A 16,019-nucleotide genomic window follows, 5' to 3' on the forward strand; every position below is an offset into this window, starting at 1 on the left:
GGCTCATCAGGCAAGTCGGGATCCGGTCAGGAGGAGTTCCCGCGCGTTCCGGGCGATTGTCCCAACAGGCGCCGGTGCGAAGGGACAGCCCAGGTAGAAAGCCGCCTCGCCCGGCCGGAGCGATGTTCCTCACCGATATCGAACGGGGGTGTCGGTGTAAGGTCGAGAACGCCCTTGACCTGCACAAAGCAGGCAGGGAGCCGTCTTCGAGGAGTCCCGAATGCTGCGCACTCTGTTCAAGTCCAAGATCCACCGGGCCACCGTCACCCAGGCCGACCTGCACTACGTCGGTTCCGTGACGGTCGACGCCGCCCTGATGGAGGCCGCCGACCTGCTGCCCGGTGAGCTGGTCCATATCGTTGACATCGACAACGGTGCCCGCCTGGAGACGTACGTCATCGAAGGAGAGCGCGGCTCCGGTGTCATCGGGATCAACGGCGCGGCAGCGCACCTCGTGCACCCCGGAGACCTGGTCATCCTGATCAGCTACGCACAGGTCGACGACGCGGAGGCCCGGACCTTCGTGCCGCGGGTCGTGCACGTGGACGCGGACAACCGGATCGTGGCGCTCGGCTCCGATGCCTCGGCGCCGGTTCCCGGGACCCGTACGGAGCGGAGCCCGCAGGCCGTCGTCGCGGGCGGCTGATGTCGCCGTCCGTGTTCCCGGGCGAGCACCGTCCATGTTCACGAACGAGAAAGCAGGAGCCATGGCCGAGAAAGCAGCGGTAGAGATCAGGGACGACCGGGAGCACGGCGGTCTCGTGGCGTACGAGGACGGCAAGCCGGCCGGGACCATCGCGTACTTCGTCATGGACCCGGCTCCCGGCGCGCTGGTGGCCGTCCACACCGTCGTCCGGCCCGAACACGAGGGCAAGGGCATCGCGGGGGCGCTCGTCCGGGAGTTCTACACCATGGCCGCCCGCGAGGGAGTCCCCGTCGTTCCGCTGTGCCCGTACGCGGCGAAGTGGGCGCAGCGTCACCCGGAGGAGGCTCCCGAAGCGTCGGCCGAGCTCGTCGAGGAGGCGGAGCGGCAGCTCAGGAGCCACCCCGAGCTGTTCTGAGGTCCACGGCCGGCGCGGACGCGGCGGGCGGCGTTCGGGAGAGTCCGCCGTCCGCCGTCCCTCGCTTCCCGTCACGCGCTCAGTTCCGTGGCCGCCCCGCTCCTGGGCGCGAGGTCGTGGCGGATGTACCACTCGGTGCCCAGCACCTCGCGCTGAACCGCCGGAGGCAGAGCGGCGATCCGGCCGGGCGCGGCTCCTCGTTCCACCTCGCTGCGGTGCGCGAGGATCGCGGCCAGCTTCTGCGGAAGCCAGGGACCGACGTCGACGGTCGTGGTGATCCAGGCGTCCTCCGAGCAGTACAGCGCGTCGGTCGGGGTTCCCGGCCGGGCCAGCCGGCCGCCCACCGGGACGGCCGCCGAGCGGGGGTGCGTGGCGAGGTGAAGGGCGCTCGGCTGCCAGGGATCACCGGAGCCGGGACGGTAGAGGGGGAGGCCGGCCGCCCGGACCGCCAGTGCGGTGATCCGGTGGGCGTGCACGTGGTCGGGGTGGCCGGTCATGCCTCCGTAGGCGTCCGTCGTGATCACGATCTCCGGCCGGACGTCACGGATATGGCCGACGACTGCCTCCACGGCCTCGTCCAGCGGAGCGTCGAGGAACCGGGGGCGGCCAGGTGCCGACTCAGGCACGCGGGCGTCCGCGTAGCCGAGGAGGCGTGGGGCGCCCGCGCCCAGGGCGTCGAGGGCCTCGGCGAGTTCGGCGGCTCGGCGGGTGTCCGCCGCCTAGGTCGCCGTGACCACCGCGGTCCGGGCGCCGGCGGCCGCGTGCTGGGCGAGGACGCCTCCGCAGAACAGGGACTCGTCGTCCGGATGGGCGTGGACGGCGAGAAGGCTCGGCAGGGGCATGAGGGACACCTTTCGCGTCGACGGCGCCGGTCGTGGAACCGGCAGGATCCGGCGGGGTCCGGGCACTTCGCCGGATCCTGCCCACTCGGTACGGCCCGGCGCCCACGGGCCCGCGCCGCTGCCGCCCGGTGCCAGGTGTGGACTCGGCAGGCGCGGGCAGCCGCTCCGGGAGACGGTGGAGGAAAGCTTCATCTGACCATTTCGTGCCGTTCTGGAGGATCGCGATGACCCACCCGTACCCCGACCCCGTACCGCCCTCGCCGACGCCTCCGCCCGTACCGGGCCCGCCCACTCCGGTGCCCGGTCCGCCGCCCGTGCCGCCGGGTCCCGGTCCGGTGCCGCCCGGGCCCGCGCCCGACCCGATCCCGCAGCCGCCCGCGCCGGGCCCGGACCCCGTACCGGATCCGGAGCCCGAGCCGCAGCCCGCCGGGACGTGATCGGGGGCCGGGTCCGGGGCCGGTTCCGACCGGTGCCGGGGCCCGGCCCGCCCGTTCGGCCCGCCCGTTCGGCCCGCCCGTTCGGCCCGCCCGTTCGGCCCGCCCGTTCGGCCCGCCCGTTCGGCCCGCCCGTTCGGTCGGCCCGCCGGTTCAGCCGTTCCGCTCGATCAGCGCGTCCGCGTGCGCCAGGCCGCTCTCCGCCGCGATGTCGTCCAGCGACTGCGCGTCCCGCACGGTCACGAACGTCACCGGTGCGTCGTGCCCCGGACCACCGTGCGGTGAACCGCCGTGCCGTGAACCGTCCTCCGGCCCCGTCCGGAAGCCGTACACCGCGGGACGGGGCAGGCTGTTGTACGCCCACGGGGTGGAGAAGTAGTACGCCCCCGTGTCGTACAGCACGACCACATCGTCCTCGGCCAGCTCCGGCAGCTCCCTGCCGTACGCCACCACGTCCCCCGCGAAGCAGCACGGCCCCGCGATGTCCTGTGCCAGCGACGGCCCGCTCTTGGGGGCGCCGTCCGGGCCGAACGCCCCGATCCGCAAGGGCCAGGCCTCGGGCATGAGGACGGTACGGGTGGCGGTCTGGGCTCCCGCGTGGGTGAGGGCGATCCGGCGGCCCCCCGCGTCCTTCGTGTACTCCACCCGGGCCCCGATGAACCCGTTCTTCGCGAGCAGCGACCGGCCGAACTCCGTGACCAGGGAGAAGCGGCCGGAGAAGAGGCCGGGGGCGGCCTCCGTCAGGGCCGCCACATAGTCCGTGTAGCTGGGGTGCACGGTCTCGTCGGCGAAGTTGACCGGCAGGCCGCCGCCGATGTCCAGGCTGGTGACCTGCCGGACGCCCAGCGTCGCGTTGATCTCCTCGGCCAGCTCGTACGTCCGCGCCACCCCGTCCGCGATCAGCTTCAACGGGCAGCCCTGGGAGCCCACATGGGCGTGCAGCCGGGTCAGCCACGGTCGCTCCCGGAAGGCTTCGACGATCGCATCCCGGGCCCCCGGGTCGCGGAGCGCGACGCCGAACTTCGAGGTGTCCGTCGCCGTGCTCATCGGCCCGATCGAGCCGCCGCCCACCTGGGGGTTGATCCGCAGTCCGAGGACCGAGGCGGTGCCCGGGTGGCGGAGGGCGTCGATGCGGCGCAGTTCGTCGAGGCTGTCGGCGTTGACGGCGACGCCGAGGGCGAGCGCCAGCCGGATCTCCTCGCGCGTCTTGGCGGGGGAGTCCAGGACGATACGGGACGCGGCGAACCCGGCCTCCACGGCCAGCCGCAGTTCGCCGGGGCTCGCCACCTCGCACCCCATCCCGCAGTCGGCGAGCAGCCTCAGCACCGGGACGAGGGAGCAGGCCTTGGCCGCGAAGGTGTGCAGCACCCCGGGCGGTGCGGCGAAGGCGTCGTGCAGGGCCTCGACGGAGGCGCGCACGCCCTCCGTGTCGATGAATCCGGCGACCGGGCTGCCCTCGCCCAGCAGCCCCTGTCCCACGGCCGCCCGGACGACGGCGTCGAAGCGGGCGGCCGGCGGTGCCGTGCCGCCCTCGTGGTGCGCGGAAGTCGTCTGCGTCATACGGCCAGAGTCCCTGATGGCTGCCCCCAGGTCTTCGGCGGAACGGGGGCGCTCGGTCGCCCGGCAACGCGCCGGTGAGCGCCCCCGGAGGTCAGGCGATCAGACCGACCACGGCCTCCGGCGTCAGCATCCGGAAGGTGAAGGCCTGTTGGAAGTAGAGGTGGACGCTGGTGGCGTCGTGGTCCGCGTAGCCGATCGACAGGTCCTGGCCCAGGCAGAGCTCGAAGTCTCCGCCCCGGGTGGACAGCAGCACGCCCCCCTTGACCGCGGGCGCCCACAGGATCTCGTCGTCCACCAGACGGCTCAGATGCGTTTTGACGGGATACCCGTGGTCGGAGGTCTCGGCCGCCTCGGTGAACGCGTCCGCGCCGAGCAGCAGCCGGTACGGTCCGTCGACACCGGCCAGCCGCAGCCGCGTCACGGCCTGGCTGACCGCCACCGGATAGTCCCGCGCGTCGGCGGGCAGCGGGAGGGGATCGTGCGAGGAGCCGTCCCGCAGGCCGGTGATCCCGGCTGCCCCGTACCCGTCGATGATCGCCATGTCCTCGGCGAACGCACAGGTACGCGCCGCGTCCTTGACGGGCTGCCAGTCGCTGTCGGCGGAGCCGCGCTCCACGTCGTCCACGGCCTGGCGGGTCACCGTGAACGGCACCCGCCACTCGATGACCGGCGTCGATGTGCGGGCCCGGGCCGCCACGTCCGGGGTGGGCGGATCGATGTCGGTCAGATGGCCGTCGCCGACAGCGGCGAGCGTCGGACCCGCCGGATCGGACACGTCGACGACACGGCGGCCGGCGACATGACGGCGGAAGGTGCGCCGGGCCTCCTCCTCGATCTCGTCCCAGGCGGACGGGGTGACCGGCGCGAGTTCGCGGTGCAGATTGTTCATCACTGGGCGCTTTCTTGCAGGCTGCCGATGCGCAGCGATCCGTGGTCCTCCCCGGCCGCGAGGGGATCCCGCCGGACCGGTGCGGGCACGGGTTCCGGCCGGTCCCCGGAGCGGGCCGGGGCGGGCGGGGGCGGCGGAGCGTCGAGGAAGTCGGCGCGAGGGGCGAAGAAGAGGGTGCCGGTGACCGCCGTGGAGAAGTCGAGGATGCGGTCGTGCGTCCCGGGCGGATCACCGAGGAACATGTTGCGGAGCATCCGCTCGGTCACGTCGGGATCGGCGGCGTACCCGATGAAGTACGTACCGAACTCGCCCTTCCCGAAGTTCCCGAACGGCATGTTCGCCCGCAGGATGTCCCGTTCGGTGCCGTCCGGGTCGGTGATCGTGTTGAGCGCGAGGTGGGAGTCGGCGGGCTTCTCGTCGTCGGGGAACTCGACGTCGTCCAGCTTGGTGCGGCCGATGACGCGTTCCTGCTCCTCCACGGAGAGCGCGTTCCAGGACGTCAGGTCGTGCAGGTACTTCTGTACGACGACGTAGCTGCCGCCCTCGAACTCCTGGTCGTCCTCCGCCGCGACCAGCGCCGCCGAACGGGCGTCGTCGCCCACCGGGTTCTCCGTACCGTCCACGAAGCCGAGCAGGTCCCGGTGGTCCAGATAGCGGAATCCGTGCGTCTCGTCGACGATCCGCAGGGCTCCGCCGAGCTTGTCGAGCAGCTGGGCCGCCCACGCGTAGCAGACGTCCATCCGCTCGGCCCGGATGTGCAGCAGCACGTCGCCGGGGGTCGCCGGGGCGTGGTGAAGAGGTCCTCGCAGCTCCGGGAACGGGTGGAGGTGAGCCGGGCGCGGCCCGGCGAACAGCCGGTCCCAGGCGGTGGAGGCGAAGCCCGCGACACAGGCGAGGCCGGAGTCCGGGTAGCGGAAGCCGAGCGACCGGGCGACGGCCGCGAGATCCGGCAGCACGTCGCGCACCGCGCTCTCGCCGCCCGGCTCGATCGTGCCGACCAGGAACAGCGCCGCGCTGGTCAACGGCGCCACGACGGGCTGTACGGAGACGGGGTCAGGCACGGCGTCGGGCATGCGCGCACTCCACTGGGACGGTGTACGGACGGCGGTGGATCACCGGTGGCGATGAACAGGGTTCGCAGCCACTAACCCACGTCCCGTCCCTGTCCGCACGCCGGGAGCGCCCGGCCGGGGAGCGCGCGGACGCCGGGCGGCACCTCGCCCACCCGGTCTCAGGCGTCGGCTTCGGTCCTGTCGCCGCCCCAGCGGGTGTGGAACGTGCCGTCGCGGTCGGTGCGGCGGTAGGTGTGTGCGCCGAAGTAGTCGCGCTGGCCCTGGGTGAGGGCGGCGGGGAGGCGTTCGGCACGCAGCGAGTCGTAGTAGGCGAGGGTGGCGGCGAAGGCCGGGGTGGGGACGCCCTGGGTGACGGCGGTGGCGATCACGGTGCGCCAGTCGCCCTGTGCGGCGGCGATCTCCTCCGCGAAACTCTCATCGGCGAGGAGGCTCGGCATCCGGGGCCGGGATGCGTAGGCGCCGGTGATCCTGTCGAGGAACGCGGCCCGGATGATGCATCCGCCGCGCCAGATCGAGGCGACCGCGCCGAGGTCGATGTTCCAGCCGTACTGCTCGCTGCCGGCCGCGATCTCGTGGAAGCCCTGGGTGTAGGCGACGATCTTCGAGGCGTACAGCGCCTGCTCGACCTGGTCGGCGAATGCCGCCGCCTCGTCCTCGCCGAGCGTCCGGGCGGTCGGTCCCGCCAGGTGGCGCGAGGCGTCGCGGAGGTCGGCGTGGCCGGAGACGGAGCGGGCGAAGACGGCTTCGGCGATCCCGGAGACGGGAACACCCAGATCGAGGGCGATCTGCACGGTCCAGCGGCCGGTGCCCTTCTGCTCCGCCTGGTCGAGCACGACGTCCACGAAGGGTTTCCCGGTCGCCGCGTCGACATGCGAGAGCACTTCCGCGGTGATCTCGATGAGGTAGGACTCCAGGCGTCCGGTGTTCCAGGTGCGGAAGATGTCCGCGATCTGCGCGGGGGAGTACCCGGCCACGTCGCGGAGCAGCTGGTACGCCTCGGCGATCAGCTGCATGTCCGCGTACTCGATGCCGTTGTGCGTCATTTTCACGAAGTGCCCGGCCCCGTCCGGCCCGATGTGCGTGACGCACGGAGCGCCGTCCTTGGCCTTCGCGGAGATCTTCTCCAGCATCGGCCCCAGTGAGTCGTACGACTCCTTGCTGCCGCCCGGCATGATGCTCGGTCCGTCGAGCGCGCCTTCCTCACCGCCGGAGATGCCGGTGCCGACGAAGTGGATTCCCTGCTCGCGCAGTTCGCGCTCCCGGCGGCGTGTGTCCTCGAAGTGCGCGTTGCCTCCGTCGATGATGACGTCGCCGGTGTCCAGGAGAGGCGCGAACTCCGCGATCACCGCGTCCGTGGCCTCCCCGGCCTTCACCATGACGACCAGGCGTCGCGGCCTCTCCAGGGCCGCCACGAACTCCTCGGCACGTTCGGCGGCGACGAAATCACCCTCATCGCCGAACTCTTCGACGAGTTCATGGATGCGTGACGCTGTGCGGTTGTGCAGAGCGACGGTGTATCCGTTACGGGCGAAGTTCCGGGCCAGGTTGCGTCCCATGACGGCGAGTCCGGTGACGCCGATCTGAGCAGTGCCGCTCATCTGTGTGCTCCTGGAGATCCGAGGACGTCGGTGCGTCGTGTGCGTTGCGTGCGTCGTATGCGTTCCGTGTGTTCCGTACGGTCGGAGTCGCGGGGTGCGTTCGGCGGTGTGGTGTGCTTCGGGCAGGGCGTACGGGCCCGGGGACAGCCGTGTTCAAGGGGAGAGCGGTTGCCCACGGCCCGCTCAGGGCGAGGACGGGGCGGCCGTGCCACCGGTGGCCGGGCCGGTGCCGGTGCCGGTGGCCGGACCGGCCTCCAGGAGCGCTTCGTCGTCCCCGGGCTCGGGGATCACGTGCATCGCGGCCTCCTCGGCCGACGCCGCAGCCCCGTCGATGCCCACGTCGCTGGCGGTGAGGGTGGCCGGGACGCTTCCGTCCGCCTGCTGGGTCAGCCGGCCGGCGCGGGAGACGCCGACCTCGTCGTCCCAGGGCTCGCCGTCGCCGTCCGCCAGATCGCCCACGCCGTCGCCGGTGGAACCGTCCGGCTCGGGCACTTCCCTGGTCAGCCGGGCTTCGAGGGACTCGCCGGTGTGCCGCTCGTTGGCCGTGGTGCCGAGGCCGTCGACCACCCAGGGCCGGTCCGGAGGTGCGTAGCCCTCGTCCAGCGGGTCGCCGGTGCCGGACGGATCCATGAGCGTGTCCCCGGCGTCGAGCTGTTCGCCGGGGTCGGAAGCCTCGGGTTCCTGGGGCTGGTAGACATCGTCCCCCCAGTCGGTGTCGCTCATGGCGCGTCCTTTCCTCCGGGAGTACCGAATACCACTGTCCCCTGTACGCAATTCCACTCCGGTCCCGCTCCCGCCGCAAAGGGAAGATCGGATGTCGGCGCCCGGGGCGGGCATCGCGGACCGGTCCGTACGCAGGTCGAGGCCCGTTCGCCGCGCATCCGGAGAGCCGGGCGCGTTCTGGCCGGAGCGCGGTCCTCGCCGTCGTCGCGCCCACCACCGTGATGCCGGGAACACCGGGTTCCTGATGCTCGGCGTCGGCACCCAGGAGGCAGCCCCCGGCCGCCGCCGCGGGCGCCCGGGGTGAGCCCGACGCCCGCGGCATCGCCGGAGCGGGCCGTGAGAACGCCCACCTGCGGGTCTGCGGAAGCTACGCCCAGCCGTCGGAGGAGCAGGTCACCACCGGAGTGGCGAGGCCGTCCACCACGAGGAGCGCCATCACCGGGAGCGTGGCGAGGAGGCCAGCCCGGGACTCCGTTCCGGGCGTTCTTCCCGGTCGGGGCGGTCCTGCGGCGGACCGGGGCCTTCCCACCGCACGTACACTCGGCCCATGGGACGCAGCGCGGAACCGAGGAGATGCCCGCACCGGGCCGCCTCCGCGCTGCCTCCGGCCGCCTCCCGCGCGGCTGAGCCCCCGGCGCCCGCGGACGCGGCGCCCGGAACGGGCCGTACCGCACTGCACGGCCACGGCTAGCGGTCCACGCGGCAGTTCCCGACAGCGGCATCCGGCGTTCCCGGCCACGGCGCGACCGCCCCGGCCCGCCGCCTCCTCACCCGCACCACGACCACACCGCCACACCCACCACTCCGGCCCGCTGAGCGCCGGAGCTCACCCTCGCCTCCGGCGCTCGCAGGACGCGAGCGTCACGATCGGCTCCACAGCACCACGCGGCCCACGGCGCACCCGCCGTGCCGCTTCCCGGCGACGGCCGCACCACGTGGCCCGTCGCCGCACTCGAAGGGATCATCGTGAAGCTGAGCGACCTCATGGCCGGGCAGGACCACCACGTGCTGCGGGGAACCCCTGCCCGCACGGATGTCACCGCCGGCGCGACGTTCGACGCGGACCGGGTCACCCCCGGCTCCGTCTTCGCCGCGGTGCCCGGCCACGCCGCCGGCGGCCCGGAAGCCGTCGGCCCGGCGGTCGCCCGCGGAGCGGTCGCCGTACTCGTCGACGAACAGGCGCCGCCGCTGCCCGCCGCGCTGGGCGACGCGTGCGCCGTACTACGCGTCCCCGACGTCCGCAAGGCCGCAGCGGTCCTCGCCTCACGCTACTTCGGCGAACCGGGCCGGGCGATGGACCTGATCGCCATCACCGGCACCAACGGCAAGACCTCCGTCTCGTACATGACCGAGTCGGTGCTGCGGATCGCCGAAGGGGCCCGGGTCGGGGTGATCGGCACCGCTGGCAGCCGCATCGGGGACGAGCCCATCCCGATGCCCCCCTCGGTGCTCACCACCCCGGAATCGCCTGATCTGCAGTATCTGCTGGGACACATGCGCGACCGCGCCACCGGCAGCGTCGTCCTGGAGGCCACTTCGATGGGGCTGCTGACGCACCGTTTGGACCGTACGTTCATCGACGTGGGCGTCTTCACCAACCTCACCCAGGACCACCTCGACGACCACGGCACGATGGAGAACTACCGGGATGCCAAACTCCGCCTCTTCCAGGGGCTGTGCCGCCGCGCCGTGGTCAACGCCGACGACCCGGTGGGCGCCGGGATCCGGAAGCTGATGCCCGACGCCGTGACCACGTACGCGCTGGACGGCGACGCGGACTACCGCGCGAGCGATCTCACCGTGGACGCCTCGGGCACCCGGTTCACGCTGCACCACGACGGCCGGAAGTACCCGGCGGCGATCCCCTCGCCGGGCCGCTTCTCGGTCTCCAACGCGCTGGCCACGGTGGCGGCCTGCCACCTCCTCGGCCACGATCTGGCCGGGCTGGTCGACGCGCTGGAGGTGATGCCTCAGATCCCCGGCCGCTTCGAACGCCTCCACACTCCCGGCGGCACCTCGGTGATCGTGGACTACGCCCACTCGCCGGACTCCCTCAGCAAGGTGCTCACCACGATCCGGGGCTTCGCCCGCGGCCGGGTCATCACCGTCTTCGGCTGTGGTGGGGACCGCGACACCACCAAGCGCGCCGAGATGGGCGCCATCGCGGGCGACCATTCCGACCTGTGCGTCCTCACCTCCGACAATCCCCGCTACGAGGACCCCGAGGCCATCCTCGACGAGATCGCCCCCGGTATCGCGTCGACCGGAACGCCGTTCGAGCGGATCACCGACCGCCGCCTGGCCATTGCCGCCGCGCTGGCGGAGGCGGGGCCGGCCGACATCGTGCTCATCGCGGGCAAGGGCAGCGAACCGCACCAGAGCATCCGGGGCGAACTGCTGCCGTTCAGCGACATGGCCACCGTGCGCGAACTGGTCGGTGGATAGCGGATATCGGGTACCGGACAGCGGATGGCGGATATGCGGGCGGACGCGCACGCGGGCCGAGGTGTAGGAGAGCGAGAGCGCGGGGGAGCGGGACGGCAGGACAAGATCAATCCGGTGGTGGTGGCACCGGGCGGTCCGGCATGCTGGCCCGGCCGCGCCGAGCGCCGGACGGGGCACGAGCGGGGGAGCGGGAGCCATGGACGTGTTCACGACGAAGTCCGGGAGGGTACGGGGGCGACGCGCCGCTCGGGACCGCGGCATCGTCGCCGTACGCGGAGTCCCGTACGCGGCACCGCCGTTCGGCGCCCGCCGGTTCCGGGAGCCGCAGCCGGCGGAACCGTGGGACGGCGTGCGGGACTGCACCGCGTTCGGGCCGGTGGCCCCCCAGTCGGCCGAACTGCCCGGCGCGCCGAGCTGGTCGCCCGGTGACGAGGACATCCTCACCGTGAACGTCTGGACGCCCGCCGACGGGCCCGGCGACCTGCCCGTGCTGGTCTGGGTCCACGGCGGGGCGTACGTCTTCGGGTCCTCGGCCCAGCCCGACTTCGACGGCACCGCACCGGCGGGCCGTGGGCTCGTCGTCGTCACCCTCAACAGCCGCCTCGGCTTCGAGGGGTTCGGCCACGTGCCGGAACCTCTGGACGCCGACAACGGCGTGCACGTGCCTGGCGACAGCATGGACGGGACCGGTAAGGGTATGCCGTTGCCGGGCAGGACCATACGCGTGCCCGGCGCCGACGCCGGCGCAGCGGCCTTCCCCGACAACCGGGGCCTCCTCGACCAGATAGCCGCCCTGGAGTGGGTCCGCGACAACATCTCCGCCTTCGGCGGTTCGCCCGACCGGGTCACCCTGGCCGGACAGTCGTCGGGCGCCACCTCCGTGGCCTGCCTGACGGTGGCCGACCGGGCGCGGGGCCTGTTCCGCCGCGCCGTCCTGCACAGCGCCGTCAACGCCTTCGCCACCATGGAGCAGGCGGCCCGCACGACTGCCGAGGTCGCGGAGGCCGCCGGGGTGCCCGCCACCCGCGCGGGGCTGCTCGCCGCCCCGCCCGAGCTCCTCGTCGCCGCGACGGACCGGGTCTGCGAGCGGTACGCGCAGGACCCCGGCTCGGGGCAGCGCCACTACGACCCGGCGATCTACGGCCCGGTCGCCGACGGCGCCCTCCTGACCGCGGACCCGCTGGAGGCCCTGGCGGCCGGAGCGGGCGGCGCGGTGGAGCTGCTGGTCTGCCACACCACGGAGGAGCAGTGGCTCCTGGACGCGGTCGGCAGCAGCGCGAAGATCACATCGGAGGAGCAACTGGCCCTCTTCGCGGCTGACTTCGGACTACCGGCATCGCTCGTCGAGGGCCACCGGGAGCGCCTGCCGGACGCGCCCCTCCTCGATGTCTACCTTTCCCTCTACTCCGGACTGCTGTTCGCCGAATACAGCACGCGCCTCGCCGAGGCCCACGCCCTGGCGGGCGGCCGGGCCTTCCTCGCCCGCTTCGACCGCCGCCGGGACCCTGCGGGGCAGCGGGTGCGCGCCTGGCACTGCGCGGACATCCCCTTCGCCTTCGGCAACCTCCACGAGGAGAGCGTCCACTTCCTCCTCGGCGGCCCGCCCGGAGCCGCCGACGAGGAGCTCTCCCGGCGCATGACCCGCGCCTGGGCCGAGTTCGCCGCCCACGGCGACCCGGGCTGGGCAGCCCTTGACGGGCCCGCCGAGAGCGGGGCGACGGTACAGATCTGGCGTACGGCGGCGGAGGAAGACGGGGCGGAGCACGGGTTTCGTGACCTGTGGCGTGCGGCCGGACTGCCGCTGCTGGCACCCTGAGGCGCACCGCCGTCCTCCCTGTCGCGTCCCGGAGAGCCGTGTGTGTCGCGTCATGGGTTCAGGTGCGCACGGATGAGGGTGTCGAGTCGCTGCCATGCCGGCGACGAGGCGTTGACCGTGCCCTGGATGAGGGCGGGGATCTCGGATGCCGTGTCCAGCTGGGGCGGTTCGCCGGTTCCATAGCGTTTCCGGGTCGCTTCGGTGATCCGGCCGGCGAGGGCGTCGACGCGGGGGTCATCGGCGTCGAGGTCGTGTGCCTGGTCGTAGTCGCGGAAGAGCTGCCGCAGTGCCGGGTCGGCCAGGGTCTCGGCCTGGTCGCGGAACAGTGTGATCGCACGATCCGGGTGGCTGGCGAATACGAGGACCCAGAGGTCGCGTTGCAGGTCCACCCATCGAGGCGTGAATCCCCAGCGGGCCAGGGCTTCCAGGTGGGTGCCGACCTCGGTGGGCAGTGGTGCCGGATGTCCGGCTGCGAGCCGGCGCAGGCGTCCCTGCGCCTCCCGCAGCGTACGGACGCGGGCGGTGAGATCCCGGTCGATCTCGCTCAGCGCCCGCTGGAACTCCTCCTCGGTCGCCGATCGCAGATCCCGGATGCGGGCCAGGGGAACGCCGGCCTCCGCGAGGGTGCGGATCTTGATCAGGGCGATCGCGTCGTCCGCGCCGTACCGGCGGTAGCCGGACGCATCACGGTCGGGTTCGGGGAGCAGGCCCTTGTCGTGGTAGACGCGGATGGTCTTGATCGACACTCCGGCGTACCTGGCCAGCTGCCCGATGGTGATCACTCGGACATCGTCCCACTTGCCTTTCCCTTGGGGCAGGGCTGCACGATGGCGCCATGGCGAACACGAACATGAGCACGGACACGGACACGGACACGGACACGGACACGGACATGGGCATCGATCGGGAGATCCTGCGCGAGCTGGCCGATGAGGGCAGTGAGGCGGCTCTGGACCGGCTGGCCGACCTCGCGGGTGCTACGGGTGACCTCGAAGAGCTGAGGGAGTTGTTGGACGAGGGATCCCTGCGCGCAGGGTTCCTGCTCACCCGGCGCGCGTCCTCGACCGGCGACCTGCGTGAGCTGCAACGGATCTCCGACGCCGGGTACGACGAGGCCGGAAGTGAGCTGGACCGGCTGCTGAAGGCGCCGACCGACGAGCATCGGGACTGAGCGGCCGACAGCCGACAGCCGACAACTGGCTGCCGACAACTGGCTTGCCGGCAGCCGCCGCGGAGGCGCTCGCGCGGTCGGGCTCGATTACTTGGGGTCGCGGTTGAAGTGCGCCGTCGACCAGCGGTAGCCGAGCGCTGTCAGACCGACGGCTTCCGGTGTCCGGTCGGCTCGCACCTCGTGCTGCGCCGGAGCGAACGAACCGTGTGTGCGGGCTGGTGCGCCCGCCGGCTGCCGCGCCCGCGGGTACGGAGCGCGGGGGCTACTTCTCGGCCGTGCCGGCTGTGGGGCTGATGGACTCCTGGTAGGCGTCCGCGTGGGTGGGGGAGTCCTTGATCAGATCGTCGCAGAACGCGGCGACGTCCATGCCGATCAGTTCCACGACCCCTTTGTCCGCGGCGACGCCTTCCTCGAAGAAGTCGACGATCCCGGGGAGCAGCGGCCCGTCGGGCAGGTCGACCGGTCCGACCTTGAACAGGTACTTCTGCATCTCCTTGTAGACGATCCGGTAGTCCGGCGGGAGCGCCTTGACCCGGGCCGTGTGCGCCCGCCACTGCTTCTTGCCCTCGATGATGTCCTGGATGCCCACGTCAGCCTCCCAGCCGGTTCAGTTTCCTTGCGACGTTGCTGTTCAGCTGCTCACGCCACCGGTCGCGATAGGTGGGTGCGCCTTCTCCGCCGGCCAGCGCCGTGCAGAAGCCTCGGATGTCGTCGCCGAGGACCTGGTGGGCGCTCTGCCCGTCCGCCGCCGTTTCTTCGAGCAGTCCCAGGGTGGCGTCGAGGATCGGCATCAGATTGCGGCCGGTGAAGTCCCCGTGGGGAGTGAGGTGGGCCTTGATCTGTTCCCAGGCGGCCCGGTGGTCCTCGGGCAGGGCCTCGGCCCGTGCCTCGAACGCCTTCCAGTCCCTGGTGAGATCGCTGCCCGTGATGGTCTCCCAGAAGTTCATCTCCCGCCCTCCTTGAGCTTGTCGATGCGTGATGAGACGTACTGCCATTTCGTCCAGAACTTCGCGAGCTCCTCGCGCCCGGTGTCGTTGAGCGCGTAGAACTTGCGCGGCGGGCCCACCCCGGACGGCCGTTTCGTCACCTGGACGAGCTTGTTCCTCTCCAGTCGCAGCAAGATGGTGTACACCGTCCCCTCGACGACGTCGGTGAAGCCGAGTTCGTTCAGCCGGCGGGTGATGGCGTACCCGTAGGTCTCCTCGCTGCCGATGATTTCGAGCACGCACCCTTCGAGCGTGCCCTTCAGCATCTCTGTCAGGTCGTCCATCGCGAGTCCTCCTCAACCTCGTGGTACTACGTAGCGCCGAGTACCACTACACGGTATCACCGAGTAGTGGGTAGGGGGAGTGAATACACCGCCGTCGCCGTGGCGGTCCGCTTCCGCTTCCGCAGGTTCGGGGCTCCCGCTGCCTGCGCCATGTGCCGAGATGGAACCGACGCCGGGGCTCACCCCTACGTGAAGCCGCCCGAGCGGGCCAGCCAGCGGCCCGCGTGCCGTGACACCTCGATGGGGCGACCGAAGCAGGCGGTCATGCGCTCCTCCGTGAGGACCTCCTCGACCACCCCTGCCGCGAGCACACGCCCCTCACGCAGGAGCAGGGCATGACTGATCGCCGGGGAGAGTTCCTCCAGGTGGTGGGTGACAGTCACCGTCGACAACTCGGGCCTATGCAGAGCGAGATGGCGCATGGTGTCGATGAGGTCCTCGCGCGAGGGCAGATCGAGCGCGTTGAACGGTTCGTCGAGCAGCAACAGGGCGGGATCCGCCATGAGGGCGCGGGCGATGAGGATCCGGGCGCGCTGGCCGCCCGAGCAGGCGCCATAGGGTCGGTCGGCGAGGTCCTTGATCCGGAGTTCGGCGAGCAATCCGCGGGCACGCTCGCGCACCTCGTCGTCGTACGACTTCCACAGCGGCTGGACGGTGCCGGAGTGGCCGGTGAGGACGGTGGTGTGGCCGGTCAGGTCCCCGGGCACGCGCTGCGAGGTGGAGACGTGGCCGATGCGGGCGCGCAGCTCCCGCACGTCGACGCGGCCGAGCCGGTGGCCGAGGACGTCCACCGTGCCGGTGGTGGGGAAAGCGGTGGCGCCGACGAGCCGCAGGACGCTGGTCTTGCCCGCTCCGTTGGGGCCGAGCAGCGCCCAGTGCTCGCCGGCCCGGACGGTCCAGCCGACGCTGTCGAGGATGACCTGGCCGGTGGTGTGGCGGCGCATGCTCACGCCGTCGAGGGCGGCGACGACGCGCCCGTGGCTGTTGCCGGTGTTCCCGTCCATGCCGTCGTCCGGCCCCTTCGTGTCGGTGAGTACCCCGTCTGTCGCACGGAGGGTAGCTGTAGGCGGCATTTATCGGCGTGGGTGACTGCATGGCGGACACGGACCGGTGTCCTGGACGCCCTCCCGGTGTCCC

The 16,019-nt window shown here is 72.0% G+C and carries 16 protein-coding genes and 1 pseudogene; 6 read left to right on the plus strand and 11 right to left on the minus strand.

The window, feature by feature from the left end:
- The first annotated feature begins 220 nt into the window (after window positions 1-220).
- Window positions 221-646: an aspartate 1-decarboxylase gene (gene panD / locus OG245_RS34315; protein WP_371627233.1), complete on the plus strand. Its 426-nt coding sequence runs from the start codon at window positions 221-223 to the stop codon at window positions 644-646.
- 61 nt (window positions 647-707) lie between these two features.
- Complete coding sequence (locus OG245_RS34320) at window positions 708-1,061, plus strand: GNAT family N-acetyltransferase (protein ID WP_371627234.1); 354 nt, start codon at window positions 708-710, stop codon at window positions 1,059-1,061.
- Window positions 1,062-1,132: 71 nt separating this feature from the next.
- On the opposite strand, the pseudogene OG245_RS34325 reads toward OG245_RS34320, so the two are convergent.
- Window positions 1,133-1,903 (minus strand): annotated as a pseudogene (locus OG245_RS34325) (PIG-L family deacetylase).
- 224 nt (window positions 1,904-2,127) lie between these two features.
- On the opposite strand from OG245_RS34325, the gene OG245_RS34330 reads away from it, so the two are divergent.
- Window positions 2,128-2,340, plus strand: a complete 213-nt coding sequence (locus OG245_RS34330; RefSeq protein ID WP_073742529.1) for a hypothetical protein — start codon at window positions 2,128-2,130, stop codon at window positions 2,338-2,340.
- 150 nt (window positions 2,341-2,490) lie between these two features.
- On the opposite strand, the gene OG245_RS34335 is transcribed toward OG245_RS34330, so the two are convergent.
- From OG245_RS34335 to OG245_RS34355, 5 genes are all read right to left on the minus strand, one after another.
- A complete protein-coding gene (locus OG245_RS34335) occupies window positions 2,491-3,897 on the minus strand; it encodes a diaminopimelate decarboxylase (protein ID WP_371627235.1) in 1,407 nt (468 codons plus the stop codon).
- Between the two features lie 91 nt (window positions 3,898-3,988).
- Complete coding sequence (locus tag OG245_RS34340; RefSeq protein ID WP_371627236.1) at window positions 3,989-4,786, minus strand: family 1 encapsulin nanocompartment shell protein; 798 nt, start codon at window positions 4,784-4,786, stop codon at window positions 3,989-3,991.
- Complete coding sequence (locus OG245_RS34345; RefSeq protein ID WP_371627237.1) at window positions 4,786-5,859, minus strand: Dyp-type peroxidase; 1,074 nt, start codon at window positions 5,857-5,859, stop codon at window positions 4,786-4,788. The genes OG245_RS34340 and OG245_RS34345 overlap by 1 nt, the downstream gene beginning before the upstream one ends.
- 158 nt (window positions 5,860-6,017) lie before the next feature.
- Entirely contained in the window at window positions 6,018-7,457 is a 1,440-nt protein-coding gene (gndA, locus tag OG245_RS34350; protein ID WP_371627238.1) for an NADP-dependent phosphogluconate dehydrogenase, read from the minus strand.
- Between the two features lie 183 nt (window positions 7,458-7,640).
- The gene (locus OG245_RS34355; protein WP_371627239.1) at window positions 7,641-8,180 is read right to left on the minus strand and encodes a DUF5709 domain-containing protein; all 540 of its coding nucleotides are present in this window, start codon (window positions 8,178-8,180) and stop codon (window positions 7,641-7,643) included.
- 966 nt (window positions 8,181-9,146) lie between these two features.
- Here OG245_RS34355 and OG245_RS34360 point away from each other — a divergent pair.
- Window positions 9,147-10,625, plus strand: coding sequence for a UDP-N-acetylmuramoyl-L-alanyl-D-glutamate--2,6-diaminopimelate ligase (locus OG245_RS34360; RefSeq protein WP_371628067.1), 1,479 nt, complete (start codon window positions 9,147-9,149; stop codon window positions 10,623-10,625).
- Between the two features lie 196 nt (window positions 10,626-10,821).
- Window positions 10,822-12,441, plus strand: coding sequence for a carboxylesterase/lipase family protein (locus tag OG245_RS34365; protein ID WP_371627240.1), 1,620 nt, complete (start codon window positions 10,822-10,824; stop codon window positions 12,439-12,441).
- A gap of 50 nt (window positions 12,442-12,491) precedes the next feature.
- On the opposite strand, the gene OG245_RS34370 is transcribed toward OG245_RS34365, so the two are convergent.
- The gene (locus OG245_RS34370) at window positions 12,492-13,223 is read right to left on the minus strand and encodes a MerR family transcriptional regulator (RefSeq protein ID WP_371627241.1); all 732 of its coding nucleotides are present in this window, start codon (window positions 13,221-13,223) and stop codon (window positions 12,492-12,494) included.
- A 53-nt stretch (window positions 13,224-13,276) separates the two neighbouring features.
- Here OG245_RS34370 and OG245_RS34375 point away from each other — a divergent pair, with 53 nt between their 5' ends.
- Window positions 13,277-13,612 carry a hypothetical protein gene (locus tag OG245_RS34375; RefSeq protein WP_371627242.1) on the plus strand — a complete coding sequence of 112 codons (336 nt, stop codon included), beginning with the start codon at window positions 13,277-13,279 and terminating at the stop codon, window positions 13,610-13,612.
- Between the two features lie 262 nt (window positions 13,613-13,874).
- Here the strand turns inward: OG245_RS34375 and OG245_RS34380 are convergent, their stop codons facing one another.
- From OG245_RS34380 to OG245_RS34395, 4 genes are all read right to left on the minus strand, one after another.
- A complete protein-coding gene (locus tag OG245_RS34380) occupies window positions 13,875-14,201 on the minus strand; it encodes a DUF1048 domain-containing protein (RefSeq protein WP_371627243.1) in 327 nt (108 codons plus the stop codon).
- Between the two features lies 1 nt (window position 14,202).
- Entirely contained in the window at window positions 14,203-14,559 is a 357-nt protein-coding gene (locus tag OG245_RS34385; protein ID WP_371627244.1) for a DUF1048 domain-containing protein, read from the minus strand.
- Entirely contained in the window at window positions 14,556-14,882 is a 327-nt protein-coding gene (locus OG245_RS34390; RefSeq protein ID WP_371627245.1) for a PadR family transcriptional regulator, read from the minus strand. The genes OG245_RS34385 and OG245_RS34390 overlap by 4 nt, the downstream gene beginning before the upstream one ends.
- A 185-nt stretch (window positions 14,883-15,067) precedes the next feature.
- Window positions 15,068-15,886, minus strand: coding sequence for an ABC transporter ATP-binding protein (locus OG245_RS34395; protein WP_371627246.1), 819 nt, complete (start codon window positions 15,884-15,886; stop codon window positions 15,068-15,070).
- Window positions 15,887-16,019 lie beyond the last annotated feature (133 nt).

Origin of the sequence: Streptomyces sp. NBC_01116, assembly GCF_041435495.1 — a bacterium.
Taxonomy (GTDB): domain Bacteria; phylum Actinomycetota; class Actinomycetes; order Streptomycetales; family Streptomycetaceae; genus Streptomyces.

Bases quoted from the DNA above. Each gene is read 5' to 3' on its own strand.
- panD (WP_371627233.1), top strand. From the start codon at position 221: ATGCTGCGCACTCTGTTCAAGTCCAAGATCCACCGGGCCACCGTCACC.
- OG245_RS34320 (WP_371627234.1), top strand. From the start codon at position 708: ATGGCCGAGAAAGCAGCGGTAGAGATCAGGGACGACCGGGAGCACGGC.
- OG245_RS34330 (WP_073742529.1), top strand. From the start codon at position 2,128: ATGACCCACCCGTACCCCGACCCCGTACCGCCCTCGCCGACGCCTCCG.
- OG245_RS34335 (WP_371627235.1), bottom strand. From the start codon at position 3,897: ATGACGCAGACGACTTCCGCGCACCACGAGGGCGGCACGGCACCGCCG.
- OG245_RS34340 (WP_371627236.1), bottom strand. From the start codon at position 4,786: ATGAACAATCTGCACCGCGAACTCGCGCCGGTCACCCCGTCCGCCTGG.
- OG245_RS34345 (WP_371627237.1), bottom strand. From the start codon at position 5,859: ATGCCCGACGCCGTGCCTGACCCCGTCTCCGTACAGCCCGTCGTGGCG.
- gndA (WP_371627238.1), bottom strand. From the start codon at position 7,457: ATGAGCGGCACTGCTCAGATCGGCGTCACCGGACTCGCCGTCATGGGA.
- OG245_RS34355 (WP_371627239.1), bottom strand. From the start codon at position 8,180: ATGAGCGACACCGACTGGGGGGACGATGTCTACCAGCCCCAGGAACCC.
- OG245_RS34365 (WP_371627240.1), top strand. From the start codon at position 10,822: ATGGACGTGTTCACGACGAAGTCCGGGAGGGTACGGGGGCGACGCGCC.
- OG245_RS34375 (WP_371627242.1), top strand. From the start codon at position 13,277: ATGGCGAACACGAACATGAGCACGGACACGGACACGGACACGGACACG.
- OG245_RS34385 (WP_371627244.1), bottom strand. From the start codon at position 14,559: ATGAACTTCTGGGAGACCATCACGGGCAGCGATCTCACCAGGGACTGG.
- OG245_RS34390 (WP_371627245.1), bottom strand. From the start codon at position 14,882: ATGGACGACCTGACAGAGATGCTGAAGGGCACGCTCGAAGGGTGCGTG.
- OG245_RS34395 (WP_371627246.1), bottom strand. From the start codon at position 15,886: ATGGACGGGAACACCGGCAACAGCCACGGGCGCGTCGTCGCCGCCCTC.